Annotated in this window: 39 protein-coding genes; 36 read left to right on the forward strand and 3 right to left on the reverse strand. The window is 72.5% G+C overall.

Features of this window, described 5'->3' with window-relative positions:
• Window positions 1-164 precede the first annotated feature (164 nt).
• The 3 genes from ACFC1F_RS26435 to ACFC1F_RS26445 form a co-directional block, all read right to left on the reverse strand.
• Entirely contained in the window at window positions 165-1,427 is a 1,263-nt protein-coding gene (locus ACFC1F_RS26435; protein ID WP_376161835.1) for a tyrosine-type recombinase/integrase, read from the reverse strand.
• Window positions 1,427-1,561, reverse strand: a complete 135-nt coding sequence (locus tag ACFC1F_RS26440; protein WP_376161837.1) for a hypothetical protein — start codon at window positions 1,559-1,561, stop codon at window positions 1,427-1,429. The genes ACFC1F_RS26435 and ACFC1F_RS26440 overlap by 1 nt, the downstream gene beginning before the upstream one ends.
• A 176-nt stretch (window positions 1,562-1,737) precedes the next feature.
• Window positions 1,738-2,160 (reverse strand): helix-turn-helix domain-containing protein, encoded by a 423-nt coding sequence (locus ACFC1F_RS26445; protein WP_376161839.1) that lies wholly within the window; start codon window positions 2,158-2,160, stop codon window positions 1,738-1,740.
• Between the two features lie 165 nt (window positions 2,161-2,325).
• On the opposite strand from ACFC1F_RS26445, the gene ACFC1F_RS26450 reads away from it, so the two are divergent.
• From ACFC1F_RS26450 to ACFC1F_RS26625, 36 genes are all read left to right on the forward strand, one after another.
• Window positions 2,326-2,568 carry a helix-turn-helix domain-containing protein gene (locus ACFC1F_RS26450; RefSeq protein WP_376161841.1) on the forward strand — a complete coding sequence of 81 codons (243 nt, stop codon included), beginning with the start codon at window positions 2,326-2,328 and terminating at the stop codon, window positions 2,566-2,568.
• Window position 2,569: 1 nt separating this feature from the next.
• Window positions 2,570-2,803, forward strand: a complete 234-nt coding sequence (locus ACFC1F_RS26455; protein WP_376161843.1) for a hypothetical protein — start codon at window positions 2,570-2,572, stop codon at window positions 2,801-2,803.
• Between the two features lie 91 nt (window positions 2,804-2,894).
• Window positions 2,895-3,344, forward strand: coding sequence for a hypothetical protein (locus ACFC1F_RS26460; protein ID WP_376161845.1), 450 nt, complete (start codon window positions 2,895-2,897; stop codon window positions 3,342-3,344).
• Window positions 3,341-3,652 carry a hypothetical protein gene (locus ACFC1F_RS26465; RefSeq protein ID WP_376161847.1) on the forward strand — a complete coding sequence of 104 codons (312 nt, stop codon included), beginning with the start codon at window positions 3,341-3,343 and terminating at the stop codon, window positions 3,650-3,652. Before ACFC1F_RS26460 ends, ACFC1F_RS26465 begins: the two co-directional genes overlap by 4 nt.
• On the forward strand, window positions 3,652-3,873 hold the full coding sequence (locus tag ACFC1F_RS26470) for a hypothetical protein (RefSeq protein ID WP_376161849.1): 222 nt from the start codon (window positions 3,652-3,654) through the stop codon (window positions 3,871-3,873). The genes ACFC1F_RS26465 and ACFC1F_RS26470 overlap by 1 nt, the downstream gene beginning before the upstream one ends.
• Window positions 3,870-4,040: a hypothetical protein gene (locus ACFC1F_RS26475; protein WP_376161851.1), complete on the forward strand. Its 171-nt coding sequence runs from the start codon at window positions 3,870-3,872 to the stop codon at window positions 4,038-4,040. The genes ACFC1F_RS26470 and ACFC1F_RS26475 overlap by 4 nt, the downstream gene beginning before the upstream one ends.
• Window positions 4,037-4,330 carry a hypothetical protein gene (locus ACFC1F_RS26480; RefSeq protein WP_376161853.1) on the forward strand — a complete coding sequence of 98 codons (294 nt, stop codon included), beginning with the start codon at window positions 4,037-4,039 and terminating at the stop codon, window positions 4,328-4,330. Before ACFC1F_RS26475 ends, ACFC1F_RS26480 begins: the two co-directional genes overlap by 4 nt.
• Window positions 4,327-4,491 (forward strand): hypothetical protein, encoded by a 165-nt coding sequence (locus ACFC1F_RS26485; RefSeq protein WP_376161855.1) that lies wholly within the window; start codon window positions 4,327-4,329, stop codon window positions 4,489-4,491. The genes ACFC1F_RS26480 and ACFC1F_RS26485 overlap by 4 nt, the downstream gene beginning before the upstream one ends.
• On the forward strand, window positions 4,488-5,768 hold the full coding sequence (locus tag ACFC1F_RS26490; RefSeq protein ID WP_376161857.1) for an AAA family ATPase: 1,281 nt from the start codon (window positions 4,488-4,490) through the stop codon (window positions 5,766-5,768). The genes ACFC1F_RS26485 and ACFC1F_RS26490 overlap by 4 nt, the downstream gene beginning before the upstream one ends.
• 82 nt (window positions 5,769-5,850) lie before the next feature.
• Window positions 5,851-7,317 carry a UvrD-helicase domain-containing protein gene (locus tag ACFC1F_RS26495; protein ID WP_376161859.1) on the forward strand — a complete coding sequence of 489 codons (1,467 nt, stop codon included), beginning with the start codon at window positions 5,851-5,853 and terminating at the stop codon, window positions 7,315-7,317.
• On the forward strand, window positions 7,317-7,634 hold the full coding sequence (locus ACFC1F_RS26500; protein ID WP_376161861.1) for a hypothetical protein: 318 nt from the start codon (window positions 7,317-7,319) through the stop codon (window positions 7,632-7,634). Before ACFC1F_RS26495 ends, ACFC1F_RS26500 begins: the two co-directional genes overlap by 1 nt.
• A gap of 3 nt (window positions 7,635-7,637) precedes the next feature.
• On the forward strand, window positions 7,638-8,159 hold the full coding sequence (locus ACFC1F_RS26505; RefSeq protein ID WP_376161863.1) for a histone-like nucleoid-structuring protein Lsr2: 522 nt from the start codon (window positions 7,638-7,640) through the stop codon (window positions 8,157-8,159).
• Window positions 8,160-8,193: 34 nt separating this feature from the next.
• Window positions 8,194-8,469 carry a hypothetical protein gene (locus ACFC1F_RS26510; protein ID WP_376161864.1) on the forward strand — a complete coding sequence of 92 codons (276 nt, stop codon included), beginning with the start codon at window positions 8,194-8,196 and terminating at the stop codon, window positions 8,467-8,469.
• Window positions 8,470-8,550: 81 nt separating this feature from the next.
• Window positions 8,551-9,378: a hypothetical protein gene (locus ACFC1F_RS26515; protein WP_376161866.1), complete on the forward strand. Its 828-nt coding sequence runs from the start codon at window positions 8,551-8,553 to the stop codon at window positions 9,376-9,378.
• Window positions 9,378-10,721 (forward strand): AAA family ATPase, encoded by a 1,344-nt coding sequence (locus tag ACFC1F_RS26520; protein WP_376161868.1) that lies wholly within the window; start codon window positions 9,378-9,380, stop codon window positions 10,719-10,721. Before ACFC1F_RS26515 ends, ACFC1F_RS26520 begins: the two co-directional genes overlap by 1 nt.
• 41 nt (window positions 10,722-10,762) lie before the next feature.
• Entirely contained in the window at window positions 10,763-11,251 is a 489-nt protein-coding gene (gene ssb / locus ACFC1F_RS26525; RefSeq protein ID WP_376161870.1) for a single-stranded DNA-binding protein, read from the forward strand.
• 99 nt (window positions 11,252-11,350) lie between these two features.
• A complete protein-coding gene (locus ACFC1F_RS26530; RefSeq protein WP_376161872.1) occupies window positions 11,351-12,043 on the forward strand; it encodes a hypothetical protein in 693 nt (230 codons plus the stop codon).
• A gap of 70 nt (window positions 12,044-12,113) precedes the next feature.
• A complete protein-coding gene (locus ACFC1F_RS26535; RefSeq protein WP_376161874.1) occupies window positions 12,114-12,431 on the forward strand; it encodes a hypothetical protein in 318 nt (105 codons plus the stop codon).
• Window positions 12,432-12,491: 60 nt separating this feature from the next.
• On the forward strand, window positions 12,492-12,653 hold the full coding sequence (locus ACFC1F_RS26540) for a hypothetical protein (RefSeq protein ID WP_376161876.1): 162 nt from the start codon (window positions 12,492-12,494) through the stop codon (window positions 12,651-12,653).
• Complete coding sequence (locus tag ACFC1F_RS26545) at window positions 12,650-12,826, forward strand: hypothetical protein (protein WP_376161878.1); 177 nt, start codon at window positions 12,650-12,652, stop codon at window positions 12,824-12,826. Before ACFC1F_RS26540 ends, ACFC1F_RS26545 begins: the two co-directional genes overlap by 4 nt.
• On the forward strand, window positions 12,823-13,074 hold the full coding sequence (locus ACFC1F_RS26550; protein WP_376161880.1) for a hypothetical protein: 252 nt from the start codon (window positions 12,823-12,825) through the stop codon (window positions 13,072-13,074). The genes ACFC1F_RS26545 and ACFC1F_RS26550 overlap by 4 nt, the downstream gene beginning before the upstream one ends.
• Window positions 13,071-13,328: a hypothetical protein gene (locus ACFC1F_RS26555; RefSeq protein ID WP_376161882.1), complete on the forward strand. Its 258-nt coding sequence runs from the start codon at window positions 13,071-13,073 to the stop codon at window positions 13,326-13,328. Before ACFC1F_RS26550 ends, ACFC1F_RS26555 begins: the two co-directional genes overlap by 4 nt.
• A 48-nt stretch (window positions 13,329-13,376) precedes the next feature.
• Window positions 13,377-14,102 carry a hypothetical protein gene (locus ACFC1F_RS26560; RefSeq protein ID WP_376161884.1) on the forward strand — a complete coding sequence of 242 codons (726 nt, stop codon included), beginning with the start codon at window positions 13,377-13,379 and terminating at the stop codon, window positions 14,100-14,102.
• 65 nt (window positions 14,103-14,167) lie between these two features.
• The gene (locus ACFC1F_RS26565) at window positions 14,168-14,356 is read left to right on the forward strand and encodes a hypothetical protein (RefSeq protein WP_376161886.1); all 189 of its coding nucleotides are present in this window, start codon (window positions 14,168-14,170) and stop codon (window positions 14,354-14,356) included.
• Window positions 14,357-14,450: 94 nt separating this feature from the next.
• Window positions 14,451-15,236: a DUF2637 domain-containing protein gene (locus tag ACFC1F_RS26570; protein ID WP_376161888.1), complete on the forward strand. Its 786-nt coding sequence runs from the start codon at window positions 14,451-14,453 to the stop codon at window positions 15,234-15,236.
• A gap of 317 nt (window positions 15,237-15,553) precedes the next feature.
• Entirely contained in the window at window positions 15,554-15,868 is a 315-nt protein-coding gene (locus tag ACFC1F_RS26575; RefSeq protein ID WP_376161890.1) for a hypothetical protein, read from the forward strand.
• Window positions 15,869-15,882: 14 nt separating this feature from the next.
• Window positions 15,883-16,410: a helix-turn-helix domain-containing protein gene (locus ACFC1F_RS26580; protein WP_376161892.1), complete on the forward strand. Its 528-nt coding sequence runs from the start codon at window positions 15,883-15,885 to the stop codon at window positions 16,408-16,410.
• Entirely contained in the window at window positions 16,410-17,663 is a 1,254-nt protein-coding gene (locus tag ACFC1F_RS26585) for a PBSX family phage terminase large subunit (protein ID WP_376161894.1), read from the forward strand. Before ACFC1F_RS26580 ends, ACFC1F_RS26585 begins: the two co-directional genes overlap by 1 nt.
• Window positions 17,650-19,221: a phage portal protein gene (locus tag ACFC1F_RS26590; protein ID WP_376161896.1), complete on the forward strand. Its 1,572-nt coding sequence runs from the start codon at window positions 17,650-17,652 to the stop codon at window positions 19,219-19,221. Before ACFC1F_RS26585 ends, ACFC1F_RS26590 begins: the two co-directional genes overlap by 14 nt.
• 19 nt (window positions 19,222-19,240) lie before the next feature.
• Complete coding sequence (locus ACFC1F_RS26595; RefSeq protein ID WP_376161898.1) at window positions 19,241-20,362, forward strand: phage minor capsid protein; 1,122 nt, start codon at window positions 19,241-19,243, stop codon at window positions 20,360-20,362.
• Window positions 20,363-20,413: 51 nt separating this feature from the next.
• Complete coding sequence (locus ACFC1F_RS26600; RefSeq protein WP_376161900.1) at window positions 20,414-21,109, forward strand: hypothetical protein; 696 nt, start codon at window positions 20,414-20,416, stop codon at window positions 21,107-21,109.
• Between the two features lie 14 nt (window positions 21,110-21,123).
• Window positions 21,124-22,323 carry a DUF5309 family protein gene (locus ACFC1F_RS26605; RefSeq protein WP_376161902.1) on the forward strand — a complete coding sequence of 400 codons (1,200 nt, stop codon included), beginning with the start codon at window positions 21,124-21,126 and terminating at the stop codon, window positions 22,321-22,323.
• 8 nt (window positions 22,324-22,331) lie between these two features.
• Complete coding sequence (locus ACFC1F_RS26610) at window positions 22,332-22,529, forward strand: hypothetical protein (protein ID WP_376161904.1); 198 nt, start codon at window positions 22,332-22,334, stop codon at window positions 22,527-22,529.
• Complete coding sequence (locus tag ACFC1F_RS26615) at window positions 22,529-23,038, forward strand: hypothetical protein (RefSeq protein WP_376161906.1); 510 nt, start codon at window positions 22,529-22,531, stop codon at window positions 23,036-23,038. The genes ACFC1F_RS26610 and ACFC1F_RS26615 overlap by 1 nt, the downstream gene beginning before the upstream one ends.
• A gap of 11 nt (window positions 23,039-23,049) precedes the next feature.
• Window positions 23,050-23,466 (forward strand): hypothetical protein, encoded by a 417-nt coding sequence (locus tag ACFC1F_RS26620; protein ID WP_376161908.1) that lies wholly within the window; start codon window positions 23,050-23,052, stop codon window positions 23,464-23,466.
• The gene (locus ACFC1F_RS26625) at window positions 23,466-23,783 is read left to right on the forward strand and encodes a hypothetical protein (protein ID WP_376161910.1); all 318 of its coding nucleotides are present in this window, start codon (window positions 23,466-23,468) and stop codon (window positions 23,781-23,783) included. Before ACFC1F_RS26620 ends, ACFC1F_RS26625 begins: the two co-directional genes overlap by 1 nt.

Raw genomic sequence — 23,783 nt, forward strand, 5'->3', positions numbered from 1 at the left:
GTCCGATTTGCCATCGTCGCAGTTCAGGGGCTGTGACCAGGTAGAACGTCAGGCCTTCGGCTGCTGCTGGGTGATGCAGTGGATGCCGCCGCCGTCCCCTTGTCGTGGTCTCTGACCAGCAGCTTAGCCGACCACCTAAGATCAACTGGGAGCCGATTGGGAGATCAACTTCTGCGTGCCTTCTCCCAGCGCTCCTGCAGCGACTTGGCAATGCTCTGCTCCATGCCGGGCGTAACAGCAGCGTACACATCCTCGACCCCTTGCATCCGGTGCCCCATGCGGGTCTCCACGGCGACCCGAGAGTGGTGGCCGTCCTCGTCGAGCCACCGCTTCATCGCGTGCCGGAGCCAGTGCGGGACCGCGTCCTCCAGGCCGTCGAGCGGCTTGATCGCCGGACGGTGAAAGTCGGACCTCGCGGTCCGCGCCTCCGCCCCCTGAATCACCGGCTTCCAGATGTAGGTAGAGAAATCGGTGAGAAGCAACGGCCCACCCGTGAGCGACGGAAACACCCACTCGCTGTCGTGCGACTGCAGCACCTCGGCCAGCAGCTCCGCAAGGAACGGCGGCACCACGAGGTCGCGGACGGACCCGTACTTCGGCAGCACCAGTTCCGGCTGCCGCTTGCCACCCTCGGGGGGCGACACGTACTGGTGCTGCCACTGCACGCGCAGTGCCGGCATGTCCTTGTACCGCTCCTGAGCCGCCTTCACCCGCTTCCGCTCTGCGGCCTTCCCCGCCGGGTTGTCGGGCCACCCGGGGTCGGAGGCCGGCCACGACGGGTAGCACCATTCCCGGCGGAGCCCGTACAGCTCGCCCTGGCGCAGGCCGCAGTACGCCTTGGCGAGGATCGCCACGTACCCGGTCAGCCCCCACACCGCGCGGGCGTTCTCGGCCACCTGCTCCACCTGCTCGGGGGCGAGCGTCGGCACTTCCTTGCGGACTGGTGGCACGTACCGCCCGCGTCGTCGATTGATCGCCGGCAGAGGTGAGACCTTCAGGAGCGGGGGCCTGTGAGCGACTGCATCGTCGACGATCATGCGGAAGAGCTGAATGACCACGGACGCAAAGTTTGCAGACAGCTCCTTCCGCGTGGCCTTTTCCCAGACCAGGTAGGCGTTGGTGGTGATGTGGGACAGAGGGACATCACCCCACCGCAAGTTGAGACGGCGGATCCGCTTGACGTAGTTGTACTCGGTGCCGGGGGAGACGTCGATCGTCGCCAGCCACTGGTCGGCCCACTCGGCAAACGTCATGGTCTCGCCCGCGCTGGGGTCGAACCAGTCGCCGCGGCGGACGTCGGTCTCCTGAGCTTGCCAGTAGGCATCGGCCTGAGTCTTGGTCAGGAAGCCGGGCTCCGAGTCGTACTTGCCGTTCGGCAGCTTGAACCGCGCGCGCCACGTGGTGCCGCGCTTCTCGGACCATCCCATCAGTTCACCGCCCGGGCGAGCCCGAGCGGGCAGGACGGGCAGGCGCCGCAGTCGACGCCGTACTCGCGCAGCAGCTCGGCCGCTTGGCCGGCGGTCTCGTCATCCTCGTGCGCGCGCGTAGTCACGAGCGCCACAACGGTTCCATTTACTACGCCGGCCCAGGCGATGAATGAGGGTCCGAGGTCGGCGGACGTGCAGACGTGCATTGGCCCATCCCAGAGTGAGGATGGCGCCCCCAAGTGGGTTAATGATTCCACAAAATGACTGGCCGTGACTACATGTTTACGGTCAATCTCTGCGGGTACGACCCTTAGTTTTCCGGTAGCAGGCCCTGACGGCGGAGCTCCTCGATGGCCCGCTCCTGGAGCTCCTTGATCTGAGCGCCAGTCAGGGTGGGGGCGGTCGCAATCGTCGCGTTCTGGATCGCGTGTCGAAGCCTGTCCTCGCTGATCGCCGGCTGTGAGTAGCGGACCCCTCCGTGAACCTCGGACAGCATCGGTTCGGCAGTGGGGTCGTCGATGATGCGCGCGGACGCGCCCAGCTCCCAGCCGAGCACCTCGTCCACTCGCGCGTAGGTCGTGTCTCGGACCGGATCGCCGTCCTCGACCCGCCGCCACGTCGTGATGGACATGGAGGCGCGGCGCGCGCACTCGTCCTTCGAGAGGCGGAGCTCTGCGCGGCGACGCTGGACTGCGCCAGCGAGCCGCTGCAGGCCATCAGCTTGTGGAGGCATGTCACACATCATGACAGGACCGCCCAGTCACTGTCAGGAGCGGGTGCCAGTAGGGCCGGTTTTCGCCCACCTCCGCCTAGGTGAGGCCGCACCGAACAACCAGCTTCCGCTATCTATCGCTAGCTACTGCTAGCGGAAGCTGATGGAAGCTGATACCTTCGGGTCATGCCCCAGCGATCCACTGTCGAGGTTGACGGCTCGGCCATCCGCAGAATTCGGAAGCTCGCAGGTGTGGACATGTCCATGCTCGCCAGCCAGGCCGGTATCACGGCCAACTACCTCAGCCGGATCGAAACGGGCTCGCGCAACAGGGTCCGGCCGAGCGTCTACGCAGCTCTCCGCGACCACCTCAGCGCGACCGACGACGAGATCCTCGCCCCGGGCGAGGCCCGCACGAAGAGGACGTGACATGGCGACCGCCATCTCGCACATCCCCGCAATCGAGCGCGACCGGTTTTACCGGGTGGCCGAGGCCGCCGAGTGCATCCGACTGAGTGAGCGAACGATTCGAGACGGGATCAACCACCTCGGGTGGCCCCACAGCCGGATCGGACGGCGCCTGGTCATCTCCGGCGACGACCTGCTCGCGATCTACGGGCTCTACCGGACGCCCGTGGCGAAGCCGCGCCGCCGCACCGCCTGACCCACCCCCGACATAGGTCGGGCCGCCCCGGCTTGGACTCCAGGGACGGCCCCGGCCCACCGATCAACCATCACAGAAGGAGGCGGGCCGCATGTTGCAGCCTACCCACTCGCCCACCGGGCCGACCCCGGTGACCACCCCCACCATCCCCGCCCGTACGGTCCTGGCCGGCATCGCCGTCCTCCGCGGCCGCACCGGACTCCCCGCTGTCGACCTGGCCGCCGCAGTCGACTTCGCCGCGGACGGGCGCCGCGTCACACTGCGGGCCGCGAACGTCCAGGAGCTGTCGGCCTGGTACGAGGCGCTGACCCCGCACGGCACCGCAGTCGGCGGCCAGTACGAGGCCCGCCCCGGCGGCGCCCTGACCACCCGCGGTGGTCTGTCCTGGGTGCTCTCGTACGGGCCGATCCCCGGGGTCCCGGCCGTCCACCTGTCCGTCGTCACGGAGTCGGGCGAGACCGAGTCCCTGCCGGACACCGCGCTGGTTCGGGCGATGTGCCCGTGGGCCGTGCGCACGAGCACCGGGCGGGTCGCGGCATGAGCACTCTCGACGTGGCGATTCAGGCCGCCGCGATGCAGGCCGTCGTGCACCTGGCCCGTGTGGCCGCTGCGGCCGGCGCGAGCACGGCGCCGGTGTGGACGGTCGGCGCGGACGGCGCGGTCGTTGGCCGCTTCGACGGGCCGCGGGCGGTGATCGCCCTCGACGGGTGGCGCCGGTCGGTCGGTGCGCACGGTGTGTGGTCGGACCGTGTCGACGGCGGCCTGCGGTGGACGGTGTCGGCGACGGTCCAGGACGTGATGGTGCGCCTGGTCGCGGTCGCCCCGATCCGGACGGCGGTGACGGTGTGATGGCCGAGCTCAACGAGCCGCAGCAGGCGGCGATCCAGCGGATGGCGGCCCACGCTGCCGAGTTGCCGGTGCGCCAGCCGATGCCGGGCGAGCAGGCACTGATGGACGTCTTCATCGACGCCCACGGCGACCCGGCCAGCTGGGAGGCGAAGACGTCGCGGGCCTACGCCGCGGAGGTCGCCCAGCTCCGCGCGGACACTCTGCGGGACGGCACCCAGTGACCGGGCCGGAGGAGCTGACGCCCGTACTGGTGCTGCTGGTCGCGGCGCCGCTGGCCGGGGTCGCGGTGCGGTGCTGGGTGCACCCGGACGAGGTCCGTCGCCGTGCTCACCGCCGCCGCCTGCGGGCCGCCCGCCACCACAACGACCAGAAGAGGAGGGCCCGATGAGCAACACCACCACCTGGTGGTCCGCCAGGGGCTACGTCGACACCATGGGCGCTTCCGAGGGCGCCCTGTACATCCACCCGAACGGTGTCGCGGGCGACCAGTTCACCATCTACCGCCGAACGGACGACGTCACCGACGCCGAGATGCTGGCCGTCGCGGACCGGGTGCTCGCCGAGGTCCAGCGCTGGCGGGACACGGTGGCGGCGACGGCCGAGCGGAACCGCACGGCCGCGGACGAGCTGGTCGAGGCCCGGGCGGAGATCGCGCGCCTCAAGGGCGGTGTCCTGTGACCGCCTTGCTCCTGTTCGGCTTGCCCGTCGTGGCGCTCGTCGTGATCGGCGTGTGGCCGACCCGCGAGCAGCTCGACCGCCGCCGCCGGCGCCGCGCCTACCGCCGGGCCCGCACCATCACCATCCCCCGCCAGCGCACCACCGAGAGGGACCCCAAGTGAACGCCTTCAGCTTCGCCCCCGCGAGCCGCGAGACGGCCCGGGCCCGCGTCGGCCTCCAGGGCCCCGCCGGGTCCGGCAAGACCAAGACCGCGCTCCGTCTCGCCGAAGGCCTCGCCCAGGGCGGCCCGATCGGCCTGGTGGACACCGAGCGCCGTTCCGCCCTCACCTACGCCGTCGTCCCGGGCAAGCCCCACCTCGGTGGGCACCAGTTCGGCCACATGCCCATGGACTCCTACGACCCGCGCAACCTCATCCAGGCGGTCCAGGCCGCCGAGCAGGCCGGCATCGCGGTCCTCATCATCGACTCCTGGTCGCACTTCTGGAACGGCCGCGGCGGCCTCCTGGAGATCGTCGAGGCGGCCGGATCCGGCGCTCTGGGCACCTTCGGAGGCTGGAAGAAGGGCAACCCCATCGAGCAGGACATGCTGGACGCCCTGCTGAACTTCAGCGGCCACCTGATCGTGACGATGCGGACCAAGACGGACTACCTCATCGACGAGTCCGGCCCGAAGAAGAAGATCACCAAGGTCGGGACGAAGGTGGTTCAGCGCGAGAGCTCCGACTACGAGTTGGGCCTGATCATCGACCTCGTTGAGGGCACGGGCACGGTGACCAAGACGAGGTACGAACCCCTCGAGGGCCTGGCCATCCGTCACCCTGGCGAAGACCTCGGACGGCAGATTCTCGAGCAGCTCGGCCAGGGCGTCGACCCGGTCCAGCAGATCCTCGACGAGCTGTTCGCCGACGGGATGACCTACCAGGGCGCGATCGACCTGCACGCCCAGGCGAAGCGGCGCGGCATCCTCGGGCACCCGGCGGCCCACCCGGTCACCGGTGAGCGGTCGGCGGTGGGAGACCTCATCGCGGAGCGCGGGAAGTCGCTGAAGCCGGCCGCCGTCCCGAACCCGTCCCCGGTGGCTCCGGCCGCCCGTACGGAGGCGAACCCGGACCCGGCGGCCGGCGTGAACGGATCCATCCCTCACTCGCTCGCGGACGCCGCGGCCGCCGCCGGGCGTCTGGACACCCCGGAGCCCGCGACCCCGCCGCAGATGCGCCGTATCCACGCCGTGCTGACGAAGGCCGGCATCACCGACCGCGACGAGCGGCACGCGGTCCTCGGCGCCCTGATCGGCCGCCAGATCAGCACCGCGAACGAGCTGACGAAGGCGGATGCGGGCGAGGTCATCGACGTCCTGGACACCTCCGCAACGCAGCCCGACCCGGCGGCGTGGCTCCGCGAGATGGCCCGGCGCACCGCCAACGCCGACGCGGCCTGACCCACCCCGAATCCGGCGGGGCCGCGCGCCCCTCCCCGCCACCGCGCGGCCCCGCCCACCCCTCAGAAAGGAGGTACACCCCGTGGTCACCCCGACCCCCGAGCAGGCCGACGCGATCGCGGCGTACGGCGACGGCACCGACCTCGTCATCCAGGCCGGCGCCGGATGCGGCAAGTCCAGCACCCTCAAGCTGATCGCCCGCACAGACTCACGCCGCCGTATGGCGTACGTCGCCTACAACCGCAGCATTGCCGCCGACGCGAAGCGCTCGTTCCCGGCCAACGTGAGCGCGTCGACCGGGCACGGCCTGGCGTTCGACCCGCGGTACCTGCCGCGCATCCAGCGGCCGCGCCAGACCGCCCTCCAGGCCGCCCAGGCCCTCGACGTCGACCGCATCACCGGCGGCATCCAGCGCATCCCCACCGACCTCGGCCACGTCAAAGCCGTGACCAGCAAGATCGCAATGCGCGCCGCGCTGGAGACCGTCGAGCGGTTCTGCCACTCCGCGGACGACAACCTCGCCGCCCGGCACATCCCCCGGTACGACGGGCTCACCAGTCCGGACGCCCGGGCCGCGCTCACCGCGGTGGTGCTGCCGGTCGCCCACGCCGCGTGGGCCGACCTGCGGCGCGAGGACAGCGTGCTGAAGCTCAGCCACGACCACTACCTGAAGCTGTGGGCGCTCAGTCGGCCGCGGCTGCCCGCGGACGTCGTCCTCCTCGACGAGGCCCAGGACACGAACGACGTCCTCGCCCGGGTGCTCCTCGACCAGGACCACGCCCAGCGAATCGCCGTCGGCGACTCCGCCCAGCAGATCTACGCCTGGCGCGGCGCCCGCGACGCCCTCGGCACGTTCGAGCGTGAGCTGGGCGCCCAGCTCTCCACCCTCTCCCAGTCGTTCAGGTTTGGCCCGGCCGTCGCCGACGCGGCGAACCAGTGGCTGTACCTGGTCGGCACCGATCTGCGGCTCACCGGCTGGGGCGGCTGCGAGAGCACCACCGGGCCGGTCGACGATCCCGACGCGATCCTGTGCAGGACCAACGCCGGTGCGGTTGGTGTCGTCCTCGAAGCGCTGAAGGCCGGCCGCAAGGTCGCTCTGGTCGGTGGCGGTGGGGACATGAAGCGGCTCGCCTGGGCCGCCCGCGACCTCCAGAACGGCCGCGTCACCGACCACCCCGAGCTGCTCGCGTTCCCGACCTGGTCGGCGGTGCGCGAGTACGCGGAGGAGGAGGACGGCAGCCTCAAGGTCCTCGTCAAGCTGATCGACGACTACGGCGCCGAGGAGATCGCGAACGCGGCGGACGCCCTCGCCTCCGAGGACGCGGCCGAGTTGACCGTCACCACCGCGCACAAGGCCAAGGGCCGCGAGTGGCCGGCCGTCCGGATCCACGGGGACTTCCGCGCCCCCAAGCCCGACCCGGCCACCGGGCACCGGATCATCCGCCGGGAAGAGGCCCGCCTCGCGTACGTCGCCGTCACCCGGGCCCGGCTCCGCCTCGACCACGACGCCCTGTCCTGGGTGTCCACCGTCACGGCGGTGAGCGACTGATGCCCCAGCTCCGCTCCCGCACCGTCGACACCATCCCCGGAAGCACCACGTTCCTGAGCAACCGCCCGTGCATCTGGGTGAGCACCACCGACACCACCAACGCCGACGGTCTGGACCTGGTCGCGGTGCAGCGCGCCGCCAACGGGGTCGAGCCCCTGCCGACCCTCAGCGACGCCGAGAAGCGCATCGCCGTCCGGGCCATGTGGCGGGCCGGGGTGCCGTACGAGGAGATGGCCGTCCGCGCGGACCTCCTCCCGCGCCGTGTGGCCCGCTGGGTCGCCAAAGAGAAGCAGGACACCGAAGGACAGGAGGGCTGACCCGTGGACACCACCATCGCCGTCGCCATGTACAAGAACGGCGAGACCGTCGCCGCAATCACCAAGGCAACCGGCCTGACCGAGCACCAGATCGCCGCCGCGGTCGCCCGCTCCGGCGTGCCCTTCGTCGCCGACCGGCACGACCCGGTGCCGGCCGCGGCCGCCGGACTCATCACGTGGGGCATGCAGCACACCTCCGGCCGCATGCGGCGTCTCGCCGAGCAGGCCCGGACGGCCCTGGCCGACCTCCAGCAGGCCCAGCGCCGCGAGGAGGCCATCCAGGCCGCCGAGAAGCGCGTTGAGGCGGCCCGGGCCGACCTGGCCAACGCCGAGCGGGCCCTCCGTGCGGCGAAGGGCACCCCGGCGGCCCGCTCCACGGCCGCCCGGCCGGACGCCACCGAGACGGCCCTGATCCGGTCCTGGGCCCGCGAGAACGGCCACCCCGTCGCCGCCGTCGGCCTGATTCCCCGCCCGGTCGTCGACGCCTACCGGGCCGCCCGGCCTGAGGCCGACCGTGCCGCGTGACCTCCCCTCCCGCCTCTCCCCGAAGGACTGACCCATGGCGTACATCGGACACCGCTGCGGCTGCGGCCACATGGACGCCCAGCACAAGGCGGGCGCAGCCAAGACCGCGTGCCAGGCCCGCGCCGGCCTCTCGTGCGGCGGGGGCTGCCGCAAGTCGGTGAAGTCGGTGCTCGCACCCACCTTCGACGTCAAGGCCCGGCCGATTGCGCGGGTCGTCACGCCCGGCGAGCGCATCGGCGGCAACAACGGCTTCGTCACCTGCGGCTGCGACAACTGCCAGGCCCTGTACGAGCAGCTGACCGCCCAGTAGACCGCTGGCGCCGGCGGACGACCACCCGGCCGCCAGCGCCAGCACCAACCGTCCCGCCCCCAACCCGAAGGACAGCAGCACGTGGGAATCCGCCTGATCGTCGAGGTGATGGACCATGCGCCCTCGACGCTGACGCACCGCGAGGCGTGGGTCCTCGCCGTGCTGGCGGAGGACGCCAACGACGCCACCCGCGCCTGCTGGCCCGGCATCGAAGACGACGAGGACACCGTCCGCCGCATGCGGATCCCTGGCCGCTCCAGCCGGTACGAGGTCCTCAAGGCGCTCCGCCAGAAGGGTGTCCTCGAGGTGCTTGAGTCGGGCCACCGCGGCCGCCGGGCCGTGTACCGCATCCCCGCCCTCGCCGCCGAGGAGACCCGAAAGGGTCCGGAAAACCCGGATGCTGACGACTCAATGCGTCCGGAGAACCCGGACCCTAACCCGTCGAATGCGTCCGGAGAACCCGGACCCAATGAGGGCGGAAAGGGTCCGGAGAACCCGGACTCAACTCCCGGAAAGGGTCCGGATTCTCCCCGGAAAGGGTCCGGAAAACCCGGACCCCTACCCCTCAGTCCCCTCAGTGGAGATAACTCTCCCTCCCCTCGGATCTCACCCGCCCCGCCGCCGGACCTGTTCGACGCGTTCTGGACCGCCTACCCGAAGAAGGTCGGCAAGGGCACCGCCAGGACCGCGTGGACGAAGGCCCTGAAACGCGGAGCCGATCCGGCCGCCATCGTCGCCGCCGTCCCCCGACACGCCGCCCACTGGCGGGCCACCAACACCGACCCGAAGTTCATCCCGCACCCGACGACCTGGATCAACGGCGAGCGCTACGACGACGAGCTGCACACCCCGCAGCCCCCCGCGCCCCAGCAGAGCCAGCAGGACTACCAAGACCGAGGGATCTTCTGATGACCACCACCACCGCCCCGCCGCCCGACCTCGACGGCATCGGCGACTTCGAGCAGGCCCGCCCCAACGACCTCGGTGCCGAGGCCGCCTACCTCGGCACCGTCGTCCTCGCCGCCAACGGCCGCCGCCTCCTGCGCGACCACCCCGTCGCCCCGGCCGACTTCTACCGGCCCGCCCACGCCCTCATCCACGGTGCGCTTACCGCCCTCGTCGACCGCGGCGACCCCCTCGACCCGTACACCGTCACCGCTGAGCTCCAGGCCCAGGGCCACCTTGGCCGCGTTGGCGGACCCGGCGCCATCCACACGTGCATCCAGGCCGCCCAGGTCGGCGGCGCCGCCGAGTGGCTCGCCTGGCGAATCCGCGACCTCGCCCAGCGGCGCGCCCTCATCGAGACCGGCCAGCGCATCGCCGCCCTCGGCTGGATCCCCGACGGCGACGCCGACGCTGGAGACCTCGCCGAGACCGCCGTCGACATGACCCGCACCGTGCGCGACGCCGGCCGCGCCGCCGAAGACCGGCCCGTGGTCGACATGCTCGACTTCCTCGACGGCCCCGACCCCGGATACGACTGGGTCAGCCCCGGATACCTCGAGCGCGGCGAAAGGTGCATCTGGACCGCGGGCGAGGGCGGCGGCAAGTCCGTCCTGCTCCGGCAGATCGCCGTGTGCATCGCCGCCGGCATCCTCCCGTTCGACGGCCGCCCCTCCGAGCACGGCCCGCGGAAGGTCCTGGTCCTCGACTGCGAGAACAACGTCCGCCAGAGCAGGCGCCACTACAGCCGCCTGTTCGAGATCGCAGCCGCCCAGCGCATGCCCGTCCGCCGCGGCATGTTCTCGTTCGACCTGCGGCCCGAAGGCGTCGACCTCACCCGGGCCGCCGGCCGGGCCTGGCTGATGCGCCGCGTCGAGGAAGTCCAGCCCGACCTCCTCGTCGTCGGCCCGATCTACCGGCTGCACGAAGCCGACCCGAACAGCGAGTCGGACGCCCGCAAGGTCACCGTCGCCCTCGACCAGGCCCGCCTCGTCTCCAACAGCGCCATGGTCCTCGAGGCCCACGCCGCGAAGGGCAACGGCCAGGGCCCCCGCCCGCTCGCCCCCGTCGGCTCCGGCCTCTGGCTGCGCTGGCCCGAATACGGCATGGGCATGCGCCCCGTCGAAGACCAGCGCTCCGCCGAGGAAGACCGCGCCCGCCGCATCATCCCCTGGCGCGGCGCCCGCGAAGAGCGCGCCTGGCCGGCCTTCATCTGCCAGGGCCAGCAGGGCGGATGGCCCTGGCGCTCCTACACACCCGTCGACGCCGACCGGTTCACCGGCCACAGCCCCACCGGCGCTCTCTCCTGACCACCCGACACCCCAACTCCACCAACACCGAGGAGAACCCCATGTCCCTGCCCGCCCTCACCGGCATCGGCCGCGTCGTCGCCGACCCCGAACTCCGCTTCACCCCCAACGGCCACCCCGTCGCCAAGCTCCGCCTGGTCTTCCAGGCCCGCCGACTCAACCCCCAGACCCAGCAGTGGGAGGACGGCGACACCCTCTGGATCGACGGCACCGCCTGGAACGCCCTCGCCGAGCACATCGCCGAAACCCTCCAGCAGGGCATGGAGGTCCTCGTCACCGGCGAACCCCGCACCGAGACGTGGGAGCAGGACGGCCAGAAGCGCTCCAAGGTCACCCTGACCATCCGGTCCATCGGCCCCTCCCTCGCCTACGCCACCGCCACGGTGAAGAAGGCCCAGCGCGACGGCCAGAACAGCCCCCAGAACGGCCAGCAGCGGCAGCAGCCCCAGAGGCCCCAGCAGACCCGCCAGCAGCCCCACAACGACCCCTGGAACACCAACACCCCCACCACGGACGAGCCCCCGTTCTAGCCCCCACCCCACCGGTCCGCCGCCGAGCACCCAGCACGGCACCTCGGCGGCGGACCGGTCCGGCCCAGTCCGCGCGCGCCCGACGAACAGGAGTCCGCCATGCATCCCACCAAGCTCCCCGAGGCCGAGGCCCTGCTCCGCGCTGGCCACAGCAACGGCTCGGTCGCCCGGCAGCTCCATGTCGACAAGAGTGACGTCGCCCGGCTCCGTGACGTCCTCGGCCTGCCCGCTGTGCCCGCGCAGCCCCTCACCGTTGAGGAGAAGTGGCGTCAGCGGACCCGCCCGGCCGGCGGTGGGCACCTGGAGTGGACCGGGGAGCACACCACGGCCGGCGCCCGCGTGATGCGGCACTCCGGGCGCGGCTACAGCGCCCACCGGATCGCCTTCCGCATCCGGCACGGCCAGGACCCGGCCGGGTACGCCAAAGCGGGCTGCGGCCGGGCTGAGTGCGTCGCCCCGGACCACCAGGTCGACACCGCCGACTACCGCGTCCACCGTACGACCCCGGCCCACTACGCCAGCCCCGAGGCCAAGTTGGCCGCGCTCACCGAACCGGCCGCCGACGGCCACGTGCGCTGGACCGGCCCCATGAACGGCCGGCACCCACTCCTCAAGCACGGCGGCCGCCGCTGGCCCGTCCTCACCCTCGCGTTCCGGCAGCACTACGGCCGCGACCCGATCGGCACCGTGATGCCGGGCTGCGACCTCCCGGACTGCGTGGCCGGCGCGCACCTCGACGACAACCCGGCCCGGGCACGACTTCGCACTGCGCTGGCCGCGCTCGGCCTCTGACGCCCCGCTGACGCCCGTCAACGCCCGGCCGGCCGACCGCCGGCCGGGCCCCACCCCGAAGGAGACCACCGTGGGCATGTACACCAGCGCCACCCTGATCTACGGCACCCAGATCCCCGATACCAGCCTCGACGAGCTGGAGGAGAGGCTCGGCACCCTCAGCAATGGGGTCGGGTACGTCACCGCCGGCCACTACGACCACGACAAGACATACCTCGCCGCCTTCACCGAGAGCGCCGACCTCGGCAAGCCCGAAGCCATCACCGCGGACCGCCTCCACCCCGCGCAGTGCCAGCACTGGGACGCCCACCTCCGCGAGGCCGCCACCGCGCTCGGCATTACCGACGACATCGCGCCCACCTGGCTGCTGATTGCCGACGTCAGCTGACCGCCCCACCCGCTGGCCGCCCGGTCCCACACCGGGCGGCCACCACCGAAGGAGACCGCCGTGAACCGCGACCAGGTCATCGACCTCATCCGCACCACCACCGACGCTTATTTCGACCTGCTCGACGACCCAGCCGACGTCGACACGGACGACCTCGCGGACAACATCGCCTCCGCCCTGGAGCGCGCCGGCATCGTGCTCGACCAGGACGGCGGGCAGTGACCGCACTCGTCGTCCTCGCGCTCTGCGGCCCGAGCAGCATCGTCGGCCTCCTCATGCTCGGCGCCATCCGAGGAACCGCCGCAGAGGCCGACGCCGCGGCCGCCGAACAGGCCCGGATCGACGCCGCCTTCGCCGAGATCGCCGCCCACTACCACCAGGAGCACCGACCGTGAACCGCACCGACGCCCTTGCCCGCGCCACCCAGTGGGCCGAGTCCGCCGCCGACTGCTACCGCCGAGCTGAGCGGTACCGCCAAGAAGGTCTCTCCGCGGCCACCGAATGCGAGTACCGCCATACCGCGATCGAAACCGCCCTGGCCACCGCCTGGGCCACGATCGCCGCAGCCACACCCGAGCCCGGCCCCTCGTTCCACCTGCACTTCGAGGAGAGCCAGGACACCACCGAGGAGCCCCAACCGTGAACCGGCCGCCCCTGACCGCCGAGCAGCGCGAGCAGGCGCTCCAGCAGCTCGCCGAACACGTCGCGGCCTGGCAGCAGATGGCCACCGCCCTGATGCCCGCCCTCCAGGCCGCCGCCGAGCAGCTCGCCCACGCCTTCGCCGAGCTCCAGCGCACCCTCCAGGCCGCCGGCCTCCTCGACGCCGACGGCCGGCCTGTCCGTCCCGTCGACCGGCCGGCCTGGCAGTCCCCCTACGGCCCGCCCACCCGCCGCTGACACCCGTCAACACCCCGTCACCCCCGGCCACCAGGACAGGAGCACCACATGCCCAGCACCCACGACGACCTCCGCCACATCGCCGCCCAGTGGCCCGCCCTCCGGGAACTCCTCCAGACCCGCACCCCGTCGACCTGGCCCCCGGCCGGCCGCATGGCCGACCACCAGCGCGACCTCGAGGACGTCGACGCCGAGCACTACGAGGCAGCCCTGGAGCGTGCCGAGCGCACCGCCCTCGCCCCCGGCCAGCGCCCCGCCCCGCTCCGTGTCGACGTCCTCGACACCATCACCGCCCTCGAGGAGGAGCTCCTCGGCCTGGCCGACGAGATCGCGGGCACCATCCAGCGGCCGGCGTTCACCACCTCGTTCCGCTCCGCCTCGCCGAACGACGACGTCGCCCGCTCCCTCGCCCTCGCCGGGCTGAAGGACCAGCAGGACCCGCGCCGCTGGCGGTTCAACATGGCGGCCAGCCGGACCGGGGCCCGGGCCGCGGAGTGGCTCGCTGGCCGTATTGATGGCGACGACGGCCCGTTCCGCCCGCTGTCGGACATCCAGCGCGCCCGCATCGGCCTGGTCGCCACCTCGTGCCGGCGCCGCCTCGACCGCGCCCTCGGCGACCTCGCCCGCGCCGACCACGACCCCACCGGCCTGGTCTGCGAGTGCGGCGGCCAGCTCACCGTCTCCAACGAGGCCGCCGACTTCACCGTGCAGTGCAGCGGCTGCCCGGCCCAGTGGTCCGGCACCGAGCTCCTCGACCGGCTCCGCGCCGCCTGACGCCCGTCAACGGCTCGCCCCGGAAACCACCCCCGGGGCGGGCCCGGCCACGGAAGACTGGCCACATGACCGACACCACCACCGCGGACGACGGCTGGACGCTCACCCAGCTCGGCACCGAGCAGGTCCCCACCCACTGTGGCCGCATCGCCTACGACCTCGACCTCGGCGAATGGGAGTGCGCCACGTGCGACACCGTCGCCCACATCCGGGACATCCGGGCCGCCAACACCCCTGCGAAGAGCACGTGTTGACGTTCAGCACGGTAGGCTGAGCAGCACAAACGAATCGGGCCCGCGGCGGCGACTGCAACGCCGAGCGGGCCCTGACCACCGGAGAGTGACCTCCATGGCTACCAGCCACCCTATCGCCGTGCCCGACCGGTCCGGAGCCGTCCTCGGCCTCACCATCGGCGCCGCCCTCGTCACCATCGCCCTGACTGCCGTAGCGTTCTGGCTCAGCTACGAGGCCCTGCACGACCTGGCGACCGGTCACCACCTGGCCGGCGCCCGCGCCTGGGCCTGGCCCGCGACGCTGGACTCGTTCATCGTCGTCGGTGAGCTACTCGTCCTGCGCGCGAGCCTGCTCCGCCGCCTCGACCTGCTCGCCATGGTGCTCGTCGCCGTCGGCTCCGCGGGCAGCATCATCCTCAACGTCGTCTCCGTCGGTGCCGGCGTGGACGCCACCACCCAGGTGGTCGCCGCCGTTCCCCCGGTGGCCGCCCTGCTCGCGTACACGGCGCTGATGCGGCAGATCTACCGCGCGCTCACCGCCGCCGAGCAGCCTGCCGGCCCGCGTCCGGGCGCCCGCGAGACCGCGGCTCCGGCGCCCGTCGCCGCCCCGCTGACGGCCGTTACCGCCCCGGCCCTGCCCCCAATGCCGGCCGCGCCGCCCGCCCTGCCGCCGGCCTACGCTGACCAGCGGTGCGCGGTGATCCGCCCGCTCTACGCCGACGGCTACCGACCGGGCACCACCACCATGCGGACCGCACTCACCACCGCCGGCTACCTCGGCCCCGACGGCCGGCCGCTCTCGGACGCCCTGATCCGCGGCACCCTCCGCGCCGAGGTCGAGCGCCTGGAGCCGGTGCTCGCGACCTACCCCGCCGAGCAGGCCCTCCGCGCCGCCGCTTGACGTCCCGGCGGCCAGTGATCCACACTGGCCCCACGTCCGGCGTGCCCGGACACCACAGACACCCCGAGGGCCCCGCGGCCGAGCAGTAGCCGCGGGGCCCCCGTCGTTCCCCGGCAGCCCAACGCTGCCCCACAGAGGTCCCCGACCCGTCGCCGATGCTCTCCACAACTGTGTGACCGCGGTGGCGGCTGGGATGCGGTATCCGTGAGGACCGTGGCGGCGCCCTGTCCTAGGCAACAGGGCGCCGATCAGCTCTCAGACCCGGCCCGCCAGACTCCCCCCGCTGGCGGGCCGCCCCTTTTCCCCAGGAGGCCACCGTGCAGCAGCCCGCCGTCGGCCGCATCGTCCACTACACCAGCCACGGCACCCCCGGTGGCGAGTACGGCAAGGAGTGCCGGGCCGCCGTCGTCACCGAGCTGACCGACGACCCCGCCGTGGTCGGCCTCGCGGTGCTCAACCCGAGCGGCATGTTCTTCAATCAGGCCACGTACGACGACGGCGGCAGCCAGCCCGGTACACCGGCCTGTCCCGACGAGGCCTCGCACAGCGCCCCGTTCCGCTACTGCGCGTGCGGCTGGACCGAGCCCGCGCACGCCGGCGGAACCTGGCACTGGCCTGAGCGCACCAGCTGACAGCGGAGGTGACCGTGCCGCCCGCTAAGCGCAAGCCGAGCCCGGTCACCGATGCCGAGCGCGCCGAGATCCTCCGTCTTCACTCCGAGGGTGTCTCCCGCAACGAGATCATGAGGCGGACCGGCCGGTCCGCCCGGATCGTCACTGGCACCGTGCAGGCCGCCGGTGGCAGCTTCGCCCGCGCGGCCGAGGTCGTCGCCGCCACCGAGGCCCGCCTCATCGACCTCGAGGAGCGGCGCACCACCCTCGCCCACGATCTCCACCAGGACGCCGAACGCCTTCGCGCCCAGCTCTGGCAGCCCCACCTGTACTTCGACTGGGGCGGCAAGGACCACGAGTACGACGAGCGGCTGCAACCCGAGCCCACCCCGGCCGACAAGCGGTCGCTGCTCGGCGCCGCCGGCCTCGCCATCGACCGCTCCCTCAAGCTCGTGCCGCCCAAGCCCACCGCGGGCGCGGACGACGCCCTGTCCATGCTCGGCGCCCTGGCCGCCGGCATCGCCCGGATCAACGAGGCGGAGGAGGAACCCGGGGAGGGCTGATGCTGGAGCAGCTCCCGCTCTCCCCGAAGCAGGTCCGCTCCATCGCGCAGGCCACCAGCCGCATCAACATCTGGTCCGGCGCGATCAGGTCCGGCAAGACGATCGCCTCGCTGATCGCCTTCCTCCTGGCGGTCGTCAACGCCCCGTCAACAGGCCTGATCGTCGTCGTCGGCCGCAGCTTGCAGACGATCGAGCGCAACGTCCTCGACCCCTTGCAGACGATCGAGCTGTTCGGCCCGGTCGCCCGGCAGGTGCACCACACCCGCGGCGCCACCACCGCGGTGATCCTCGGCCGCACCGTGCACCTGATCGGCGCGAGCGACGCCCGCGCCGAGGGCCGGCTCCGCGGCCTCACCGCGTGCTTGGCGTACGTCGACGAAGCCACCCTCATGCCCGAGGGATTCTGGAATCAGCTCCTCGGCCGCCTCAGCGTCCCCGGGGCCCGGCTGCTCGCCACCACCAACCCGGACGGCCCCGCGCACTGGCTCCGCCGGCGGTTCATCCAGCGCGCCGGCGAGCTCGACCTCCGCAGCTGGCACTTCACCCTCGACGACAACCCGAGCCTGGCGCCCGAATACGTCGCCAGCCTCAAAGCCGAGTACGTCGGCCTCTGGTACAAGCGCTTCATCGACGGCGCCTGGGTGCAGGCCGAGGGCGCCGTCTACGACATGTTCGACCCCGGCCGGCACGTCATCGACGTCCTGCCGCAGATCGCCCGGTGGACGTGCGTCGGCGTCGACTACGGCACCGTCAACCCCCTCTCAGCGCTGCTGATCGGGCACGGCACTGACGGCCGGCTGTACGCCGCGTCCGAGTACCGGCACGACAGCCGGGCGGCCCGCCAACAGCTCACCGACGCCCAGTACTCGGCACGGATGCGCGACTGGCTGGCCCGCCTCGATGCCCACCCCGAGTGGGTGTTCGTCGACCCGTCCGCCGCCTCGTTCTCCACCCAGCTCTGGCAGGACGGCCTGACGGGCGTCACCCCGGCCGTCAACGACGTACTGGACGGCATCCGTTCCGTCTCGGTGGCGCTCGGCTCCGGTCTCCTGTCCATCCACCGCTCGTGCACCGGCCTGATCGAGGAACTCCCCGGCTACGCCTGGGACGACGCCGCGGCCGAGCGCGGCGAGGACAAGCCGCTCAAGCTCAACGACCACAGCTGTGACGCGCTCCGGTACGCGCTCCACTCCACCGCGCACGACTGGCGCGGCCTGATCCGACCCGAGGAGGCCCACGGTGCCGCTGCCTGACCGCGACATGGCCTGGCCCCCGGTCGACCTCACCGTCCGGGGAGACCTCGCCGACTGGGACGCCTGGTACTCCAGCGTCCCGGACCGCCTCGAACGGCGGTACGCCGGACGGACCACCGACGGCCTGGCCGCCGCCGACGGCAGCGTGCCCCGCCGCTCGCAGTACGCCGCCGGCTTCGTCGGCCGCGTCGCCCGCTGGTGGTGGGGACAGCCCACTCCCGCCGGCGAGAAGCGCTCCAAGCTGCACATCCCGCTCGCCGCCGACATCGCCCGCACCTCAAGCGAGTTGCTGTTCTCCGAGCCCCCGCAGCTCGTCGCCGACGATGCGGCCGTACAGGCCCGCCTCGAGGACCTCACGAAGCCGCTGCGGCCCGTCCTCCTCGAGGCCGGCGAGCTGTGCGCGGCCCTCGGCGGCGTCTACCTGCGCGTCGTCTGGGACGGCGACGTCTCCGAAACGCCGTGGATCGCCCCGGTTCCCGCGGATAGTGCCGTCCCCGAGTTCTCGTACGGCATCCTCCGCGCGGCGACGTTCTGGCGGACCGTCCGGACCGACGGCCAGCAGGTGTGGCGGCACCTGGAGCGGCATGAGCGCGGCCGGATCTACCACGGCCTGTACCAGGGCAGCCCCACCCAGCTCGGACGCCCGGTGCCGCTTCAGGACGACCCGGAGACTGCCCCGCTCGCCCGGGAGGTTGACGACCAGGGCGGCCTCGACACCGGCGCCCCGCAGCACCTCACCGCGGTGTACGTGCCCAACGTCCGACCGGCCAGGGCCTGGCGGCACCTGCCCGCCGCGGCAGGCCTGGGACAGTCCGACTTCCAGGGCATTGAGGGCATCATGGACGCCCTTGATGAAACCTGGAGCAGCTGGATGCGCGACATCCAGCAGGGCAAGGGCCGCATCGTCACCGCGGCCGGCGCACTCACCAGCAACGGGCCCGGGCAGGGCGCCAGCGTCGACCTCGACCGGCAGGTGTACGCCGGCCTGAACCTGCCGCCGACCAGCGGCCAGCTCCTCGAACAGATCCAGTTCCAGATCCGCGTCACCGAGCACCGCGACACCGCGAACGAGCTCACCGAGCAGGCGATCCGGCAGGCCGGCTACTCCGCCAGCACGTTCGGCGCGGACAGCGACGGAGCCGCCGCGGTCACCGCCACCGAGGTCAAGGCCCGCCAGCGCCGGAGCATGACCACCAGGGCCCGGAAGGCGTTGTACTGGGAGCCCGCGCTCGCGCAGATCCTGGAGGCGCTCCTGGCGGTCGAGGCCGGCCCGAGATTCCGCTCCGGCGTGCCCGTGGACGAGGTCGACGTCGCGTTCCAGGACAGCATCAGCGAGTCCCCGAAGGAGTTCGCCGAGACGGCCGCGCTACTGCGGCAGGCCGAGGCCGCGTCGACCGAGACGCTGGTCCGCATGCGGAGCCCGGAACTCGACGACGACCAGGTCCGCGAGGAGGTCGCCGCCATCATGGCGGAGTCCGGCCGCGCGGTCACAGACCCCACCCAGCTCGGGGCGGAGGAGGCGGCACCGGTCGAGGGCCCGGTGCCGCCGACGGCGTAGGTCGGGGAGGCGGTGCAGCATGCCCGTCTCCCCGGCCGACGCCGAAGACCTGGCCCGCGCGGTCCGCAGACTGTACGAGGAGGCCGAGGACGCGCTCCTCGGCAAGCTCAGTGACGCTCTCGCGGCCGGCATCCAGGCCCCGCGCTGGGCCGAGGACAAACTCCGCTCGATCGGCCAGCTCCGGGCCGGGGTCGAGGAGATCATCGCCGTCCTGCGCCAGGACGCCGCCGGTGCGATCGGCCAGGCCGTCGCCCAGGCGTACGAGCGCGGCCGGCAGGCGGCCGTCGCCGAGCTCGGCATGCTGCCCGAGGGACTGCGCGCCGCGGCAGCCCGAGACATCCCGAACGCGCCGGCGGTGGACCGGCTCGCCCGGGCCGCGGTCGCCGAACAGGAACCGGTGTGGCAGCGCATCCTGCGCGCGGTCCTCGACATCTACCGGACGGTGGTCGGCCGGGCGTCAGCGACCGTGCTGACGGGCGTCAACACCCGCCGTCAGGCCGCCCAGCGCGCACTCGACCAGTTCGCCGGCCGCGGTGTCACCGGGTTCGTCGACCGGGCCGGCCGCTCCTGGGAGATGGCGAGCTACGCCGAGATGGCCGTCCGAACGACCACCGCCCGCGCCGCGGTCCAGGGGCACACGGACCGGCTCCAGGCCATGGGCCAGCACCTGGTGATCGTCTCGGACTCCCCGCTGGAGTGCGAGCGGTGCGAGCCGTGGGAGGGCAAGGTGCTTGCGCTCAACGGGCCGCCCGGGGAGCACACGGTGCGGGTGGAGCACGCGACGGAGGACGGCCGCCTGGTCGTCGTGCGCGTCGCCGGGACGCTCCCGGAGGCCCGCGCCGGCGGCCTGTTCCACCCGAACTGCCGCCACAGCGTGAGCCTGTTCCTGCCCGGGGTGACCACCCGGCCGAGCAGCCCCCCGCACCCGGGCGGCGCGACGTACGAGGACACCCAGCAGCAGCGGTACCTGGAGCGGCAGGTTCGGGCGTGGAAGCGCCGCGAGGCCGCCGCGATGGACGACACCGCCCGCCGCCGCGCGCGGGCCAGTGTGCGCGCCTACCAGGGCCGCATTCGCGAGCTGACCGCTGACAAGCAGCTTCCGCGCAAGCCCGTGCGGGAGCAGATCGGCCGGGCCCGCTGAGACTTCCGGCCGCCCGCACGGGACGGCCGGGCACCCGAAACGGGAGAGATCATGCAGCACACCCCTTTCCGGCACCCGCTCGCCTCCGTGGCGGCGGGCACCGTGCTGGGCTACCGGCGCGACGGCCGGCCGATCCGCGTCATCGCGGGTGGCAACGGCGCGGGCGAAGGCGGCTCCGGCACCGGCGCACCGGCCCCCGGTGGTGACGGCGGGACCCCGCCCACACCCCCGGCTCCACCGGCCGCTCCGCCCACCGCGGGCGACGGCGACGGCACCGACTGGAAGGCGCACGCCCGCGAGTGGGAGAAGCGCGCCAAGGCCAACGCGGGCGCCGCGGAAGAGCTGGAGAAGCTCCGCAAGGCCTCGCTCACCGAGCAGGAGAAGGCGGTCGACGCCGCCCGGACGGAGGGCCGCACGGCCGCCGCCCAGGAGTACGGCGCCAAGCTCGCCGCCGCCGAGTTCCGCGCCGCCGTCTCGACCGCCGGGCTCACCCTCGGCGACGCCGCCGACCTCATCGACACCAGCCGGTTCGTCACCGACACCGGCGACGTCGACACCAAGGCCATCGAGGCCGCGGTGAAGAAGCTCGGCACGCTCGCCCCGCGCGGCCCCGGCCGCTCCGGCGGCGACATGTCCGGCGGCACCGGCGGCGGCCCCACCCTCGACCAGCAGATCGCCGACGCCGAAGCGAAGCGCGACTTCGCGACCACCATCCGACTCAAGCGGCAGCGAGCCGCACAGACCTGACCTGGAGGTAACCCATGGCCGGCATCACCGGGATGGGCGACACGTTCTCCCTGCCCAACTACGTGGGCGAGCTCTTCGCCCTCACCCCGGCGGACACCCCGTTCCTGTCGGCCATCGGCGGCCTCACCGGCGGCGGCATGACCTCGGGCGTGGAGTTCGAGTGGCAGACCTACGACTTGCGCGACCCCTCGCAGCGCACCCGCGTCGAGGGCGCCACCGCCCCGACCGCCGAGGAGCGGGTCCGGGCGAACGTCCGCAACGTCGCCGAGATCCACCAGGAGAAGGTGTCCGTCTCCTACACCAAGCAGGCCACCATGGGCATGCTGGCCACCCCGGGCAGCGCCCCGTTCCGCGGCGCTGACGGCACCAACCCGGTCAACAACGAACTGGACTGGCAGGTCCAGCAGGCCCTCAAGTCGATCGCCCTGGACATCAACTGGGCCTTCCTCAACGGCACCTTCGCCAACCCGACCACCAACGCCAGCGCGCGCCGCACCCGCGGCATGCTCCAGGCGATCGTCACCAACCGCATCGCCAAGGGCACCACCACCACCGGCGCCACCAGCGCCACCGACACGATCACCTCGACCGGGCACGGCCTGATCGATGGCGACCGCATCGTGTTCACCGCGACCGGCGCCGCGACCGGCATCGTGGCCGGCCGGGCCTACTACGTCGACCAGATCGACGTGAACACCTTCAAGGTCAGCACGTCCTCCGGCGGCGCGGCCATCACCCTCGGTACCGCGACCGGCCTCGCCTACACCAAGCCGTGGGCGACCGCGCTGACCACCGACCACGTGTCGGACCTGCTCCAGCTCGCCTACGACAACGGCGGCATCTCGGAGCAGGAGACGGCGACGCTGGTCGTCAACAGCGCTCAGCGTCGGGCGGTCACGAAGGCTTTCGCGAGTGCGTACGGCCAGTACCACGAGACGTCGCGCACCGTCGGCGGCGTCGCCGTCGACACGATCGTCACCGACTTCGGCACACTGAACGTGATGATGGACCGGCACATGCCGCAGGACACCATCACGGTTGCGTCGCTGGAGCAGTGCCGGCCGGTGTTCCTCAACGTTCCCGGCAAGGGGACCCTGTTCGAGGAGGCGCTGGCCAAGACCGGTGCGTCGGACGAGGTGCAGATCTACGGTGAGGTCGGCCTGGAGTACGGCAACGAGAAGGCGCACGCCGCGATGACGGGCCTGAAGCTCTGATGGGCGGCGTGACGTACGAGCGCGGGTCGGGCGGGCACGTCGCGGAGCGGCTCCGCCCCGTCCCGGGCAGCGATGAGGCCGCCGCGCTGGAGGCGATGGCGGCCGACCCGGCGTCCGACTGGCACGCGGTCCCGGACCCCGAGCCGGAGGAGCCGCCGGCCCCGGCCGAATCCCGGAAGACCAGCACCCGGAAGGGGAGTGCGTGATGGCGCTCGTCAACACCCGTCTGACGGTCGCTGCGGCGGCCACCCAGACCAACCCGCTCGACCTGGTGACCGGGCGGGCCCCGCTCGATTTCGCCGCGGCGATCGCGCTCGGGTCCGGCACCGGCGCGGGGCAGGCCGACATGATCTGGTCGGACACCCGCACCCTGGCGGCCTCCGCCACGGAGGATCTCGACCTGGCGGGTGTGCTCACCGGCGCGTTCGGCAACACGCTGACGTTCGCCAGGGTCAAGGGCCTGATCGTCCGGGCGGCAGCCGGCAACACCAACGTCGTCGCGGTCGGTGGTGCCGCGGCCACCGGGTTCGTCGGCTGGGTCGCGGACGCCACCGACAAGGTCAACGTCCGCCCGGGCGGCGTCCTCGGCCTGTTCGCCCCGGACGCCACCGGCTACCCGGTTACCGCGGGCACGGCCGACCTGCTCCGCATCGGCAACGGCGGCTCGGGCACCCCGGTGACCTACGACATCGTCATCATCGGCGCGAGCGCGTAGAGGGGGCGGCCATGTCCCGGGTGTACGCCACCAGCAGCGACTACCAGACGTACACCGGGCAGGCCCCGGCCGCCGACACGGACCGGCTCCTCGCCAAGGCGAGCCGGTTCCTAGACGCGCAGATCCTGCGCTCGTGCTGGTACCTGGTCGACGACGCCGGCCTGCCGACCGATCCGCTCGTCGCCGCCGCGCTCCGGGACGCCACCTGCGCACAGGCCCAATGGTGGGGCGACGTCGGCGACTCCACCGGGGCCGCCGGCGCCGGCTGGGGCAACGTGCAGATCGGCTCCGTCAGCCTCGGCCGGTCGGTGACGGCCGTCAACGGGACCGACAGCGCGGCCCGGCAGATCGCCCCCGAGGTCTGGGACGCACTCCAGTCCCCGGACCTGACGCCCGCGCGGTTCGTCCTCGGGGCGGTGTGCAGCTGATGGCCACCATCCCGGGCTGGCTGCTGCGGCACCGCATCACCATCGAGCCGTACCTGGGCGACTCCGCGTACGGCCCGCAGCTTGGACCGGTCGCGGAGTCGCGCTGCTTCCTGGACGAGAAGACCCGCGAGGTCCGGTCCCCGACCGGCGAGCAGGTCGTCTCCTCCTCCACCGCCTACTGCCCGCCCGGCACCGTGGCGCCGCCCGGGTCCCGGGTGACGCTGCCTGACGGCCGTCAGACGCACGTCATCGCCCTGTACGACCGCGACGGCGGCGGCCTGCCCACCCCCGACCACACAGAGCTCCAACTCACCTGA

The organism is Kitasatospora sp. NPDC056181, from assembly GCF_042266225.1.
Lineage (GTDB): Bacteria > Actinomycetota > Actinomycetes > Streptomycetales > Streptomycetaceae > Kitasatospora.

Coding starts and splice junctions, on each gene's coding strand:
- ACFC1F_RS26455 (WP_376161843.1), top strand. CDS start 2,570: ATGGCGACCGCCATCTCGCACATCCCCGCAATCGAGCGCGACCGGTTT.
- ACFC1F_RS26450 (WP_376161841.1), top strand. CDS start 2,326: ATGCCCCAGCGATCCACTGTCGAGGTTGACGGCTCGGCCATCCGCAGA.
- ACFC1F_RS26445 (WP_376161839.1), bottom strand. CDS start 2,160: ATGCCTCCACAAGCTGATGGCCTGCAGCGGCTCGCTGGCGCAGTCCAG.
- ACFC1F_RS26600 (WP_376161900.1), top strand. CDS start 20,414: ATGCAGCACACCCCTTTCCGGCACCCGCTCGCCTCCGTGGCGGCGGGC.
- ACFC1F_RS26530 (WP_376161872.1), top strand. CDS start 11,351: ATGCATCCCACCAAGCTCCCCGAGGCCGAGGCCCTGCTCCGCGCTGGC.
- ACFC1F_RS26565 (WP_376161886.1), top strand. CDS start 14,168: ATGACCGACACCACCACCGCGGACGACGGCTGGACGCTCACCCAGCTC.
- ACFC1F_RS26465 (WP_376161847.1), top strand. CDS start 3,341: ATGAGCACTCTCGACGTGGCGATTCAGGCCGCCGCGATGCAGGCCGTC.
- ssb (WP_376161870.1), top strand. CDS start 10,763: ATGTCCCTGCCCGCCCTCACCGGCATCGGCCGCGTCGTCGCCGACCCC.
- ACFC1F_RS26570 (WP_376161888.1), top strand. CDS start 14,451: ATGGCTACCAGCCACCCTATCGCCGTGCCCGACCGGTCCGGAGCCGTC.
- ACFC1F_RS26470 (WP_376161849.1), top strand. CDS start 3,652: ATGGCCGAGCTCAACGAGCCGCAGCAGGCGGCGATCCAGCGGATGGCG.
- ACFC1F_RS26585 (WP_376161894.1), top strand. CDS start 16,410: ATGCTGGAGCAGCTCCCGCTCTCCCCGAAGCAGGTCCGCTCCATCGCG.
- ACFC1F_RS26620 (WP_376161908.1), top strand. CDS start 23,050: ATGTCCCGGGTGTACGCCACCAGCAGCGACTACCAGACGTACACCGGG.
- ACFC1F_RS26625 (WP_376161910.1), top strand. CDS start 23,466: ATGGCCACCATCCCGGGCTGGCTGCTGCGGCACCGCATCACCATCGAG.
- ACFC1F_RS26500 (WP_376161861.1), top strand. CDS start 7,317: ATGCCCCAGCTCCGCTCCCGCACCGTCGACACCATCCCCGGAAGCACC.
- ACFC1F_RS26460 (WP_376161845.1), top strand. CDS start 2,895: ATGTTGCAGCCTACCCACTCGCCCACCGGGCCGACCCCGGTGACCACC.
- ACFC1F_RS26510 (WP_376161864.1), top strand. CDS start 8,194: ATGGCGTACATCGGACACCGCTGCGGCTGCGGCCACATGGACGCCCAG.
- ACFC1F_RS26480 (WP_376161853.1), top strand. CDS start 4,037: ATGAGCAACACCACCACCTGGTGGTCCGCCAGGGGCTACGTCGACACC.
- ACFC1F_RS26605 (WP_376161902.1), top strand. CDS start 21,124: ATGGCCGGCATCACCGGGATGGGCGACACGTTCTCCCTGCCCAACTAC.
- ACFC1F_RS26615 (WP_376161906.1), top strand. CDS start 22,529: ATGGCGCTCGTCAACACCCGTCTGACGGTCGCTGCGGCGGCCACCCAG.
- ACFC1F_RS26435 (WP_376161835.1), bottom strand. CDS start 1,427: ATGGGATGGTCCGAGAAGCGCGGCACCACGTGGCGCGCGCGGTTCAAG.
- ACFC1F_RS26560 (WP_376161884.1), top strand. CDS start 13,377: ATGCCCAGCACCCACGACGACCTCCGCCACATCGCCGCCCAGTGGCCC.
- ACFC1F_RS26595 (WP_376161898.1), top strand. CDS start 19,241: ATGCCCGTCTCCCCGGCCGACGCCGAAGACCTGGCCCGCGCGGTCCGC.
- ACFC1F_RS26520 (WP_376161868.1), top strand. CDS start 9,378: ATGACCACCACCACCGCCCCGCCGCCCGACCTCGACGGCATCGGCGAC.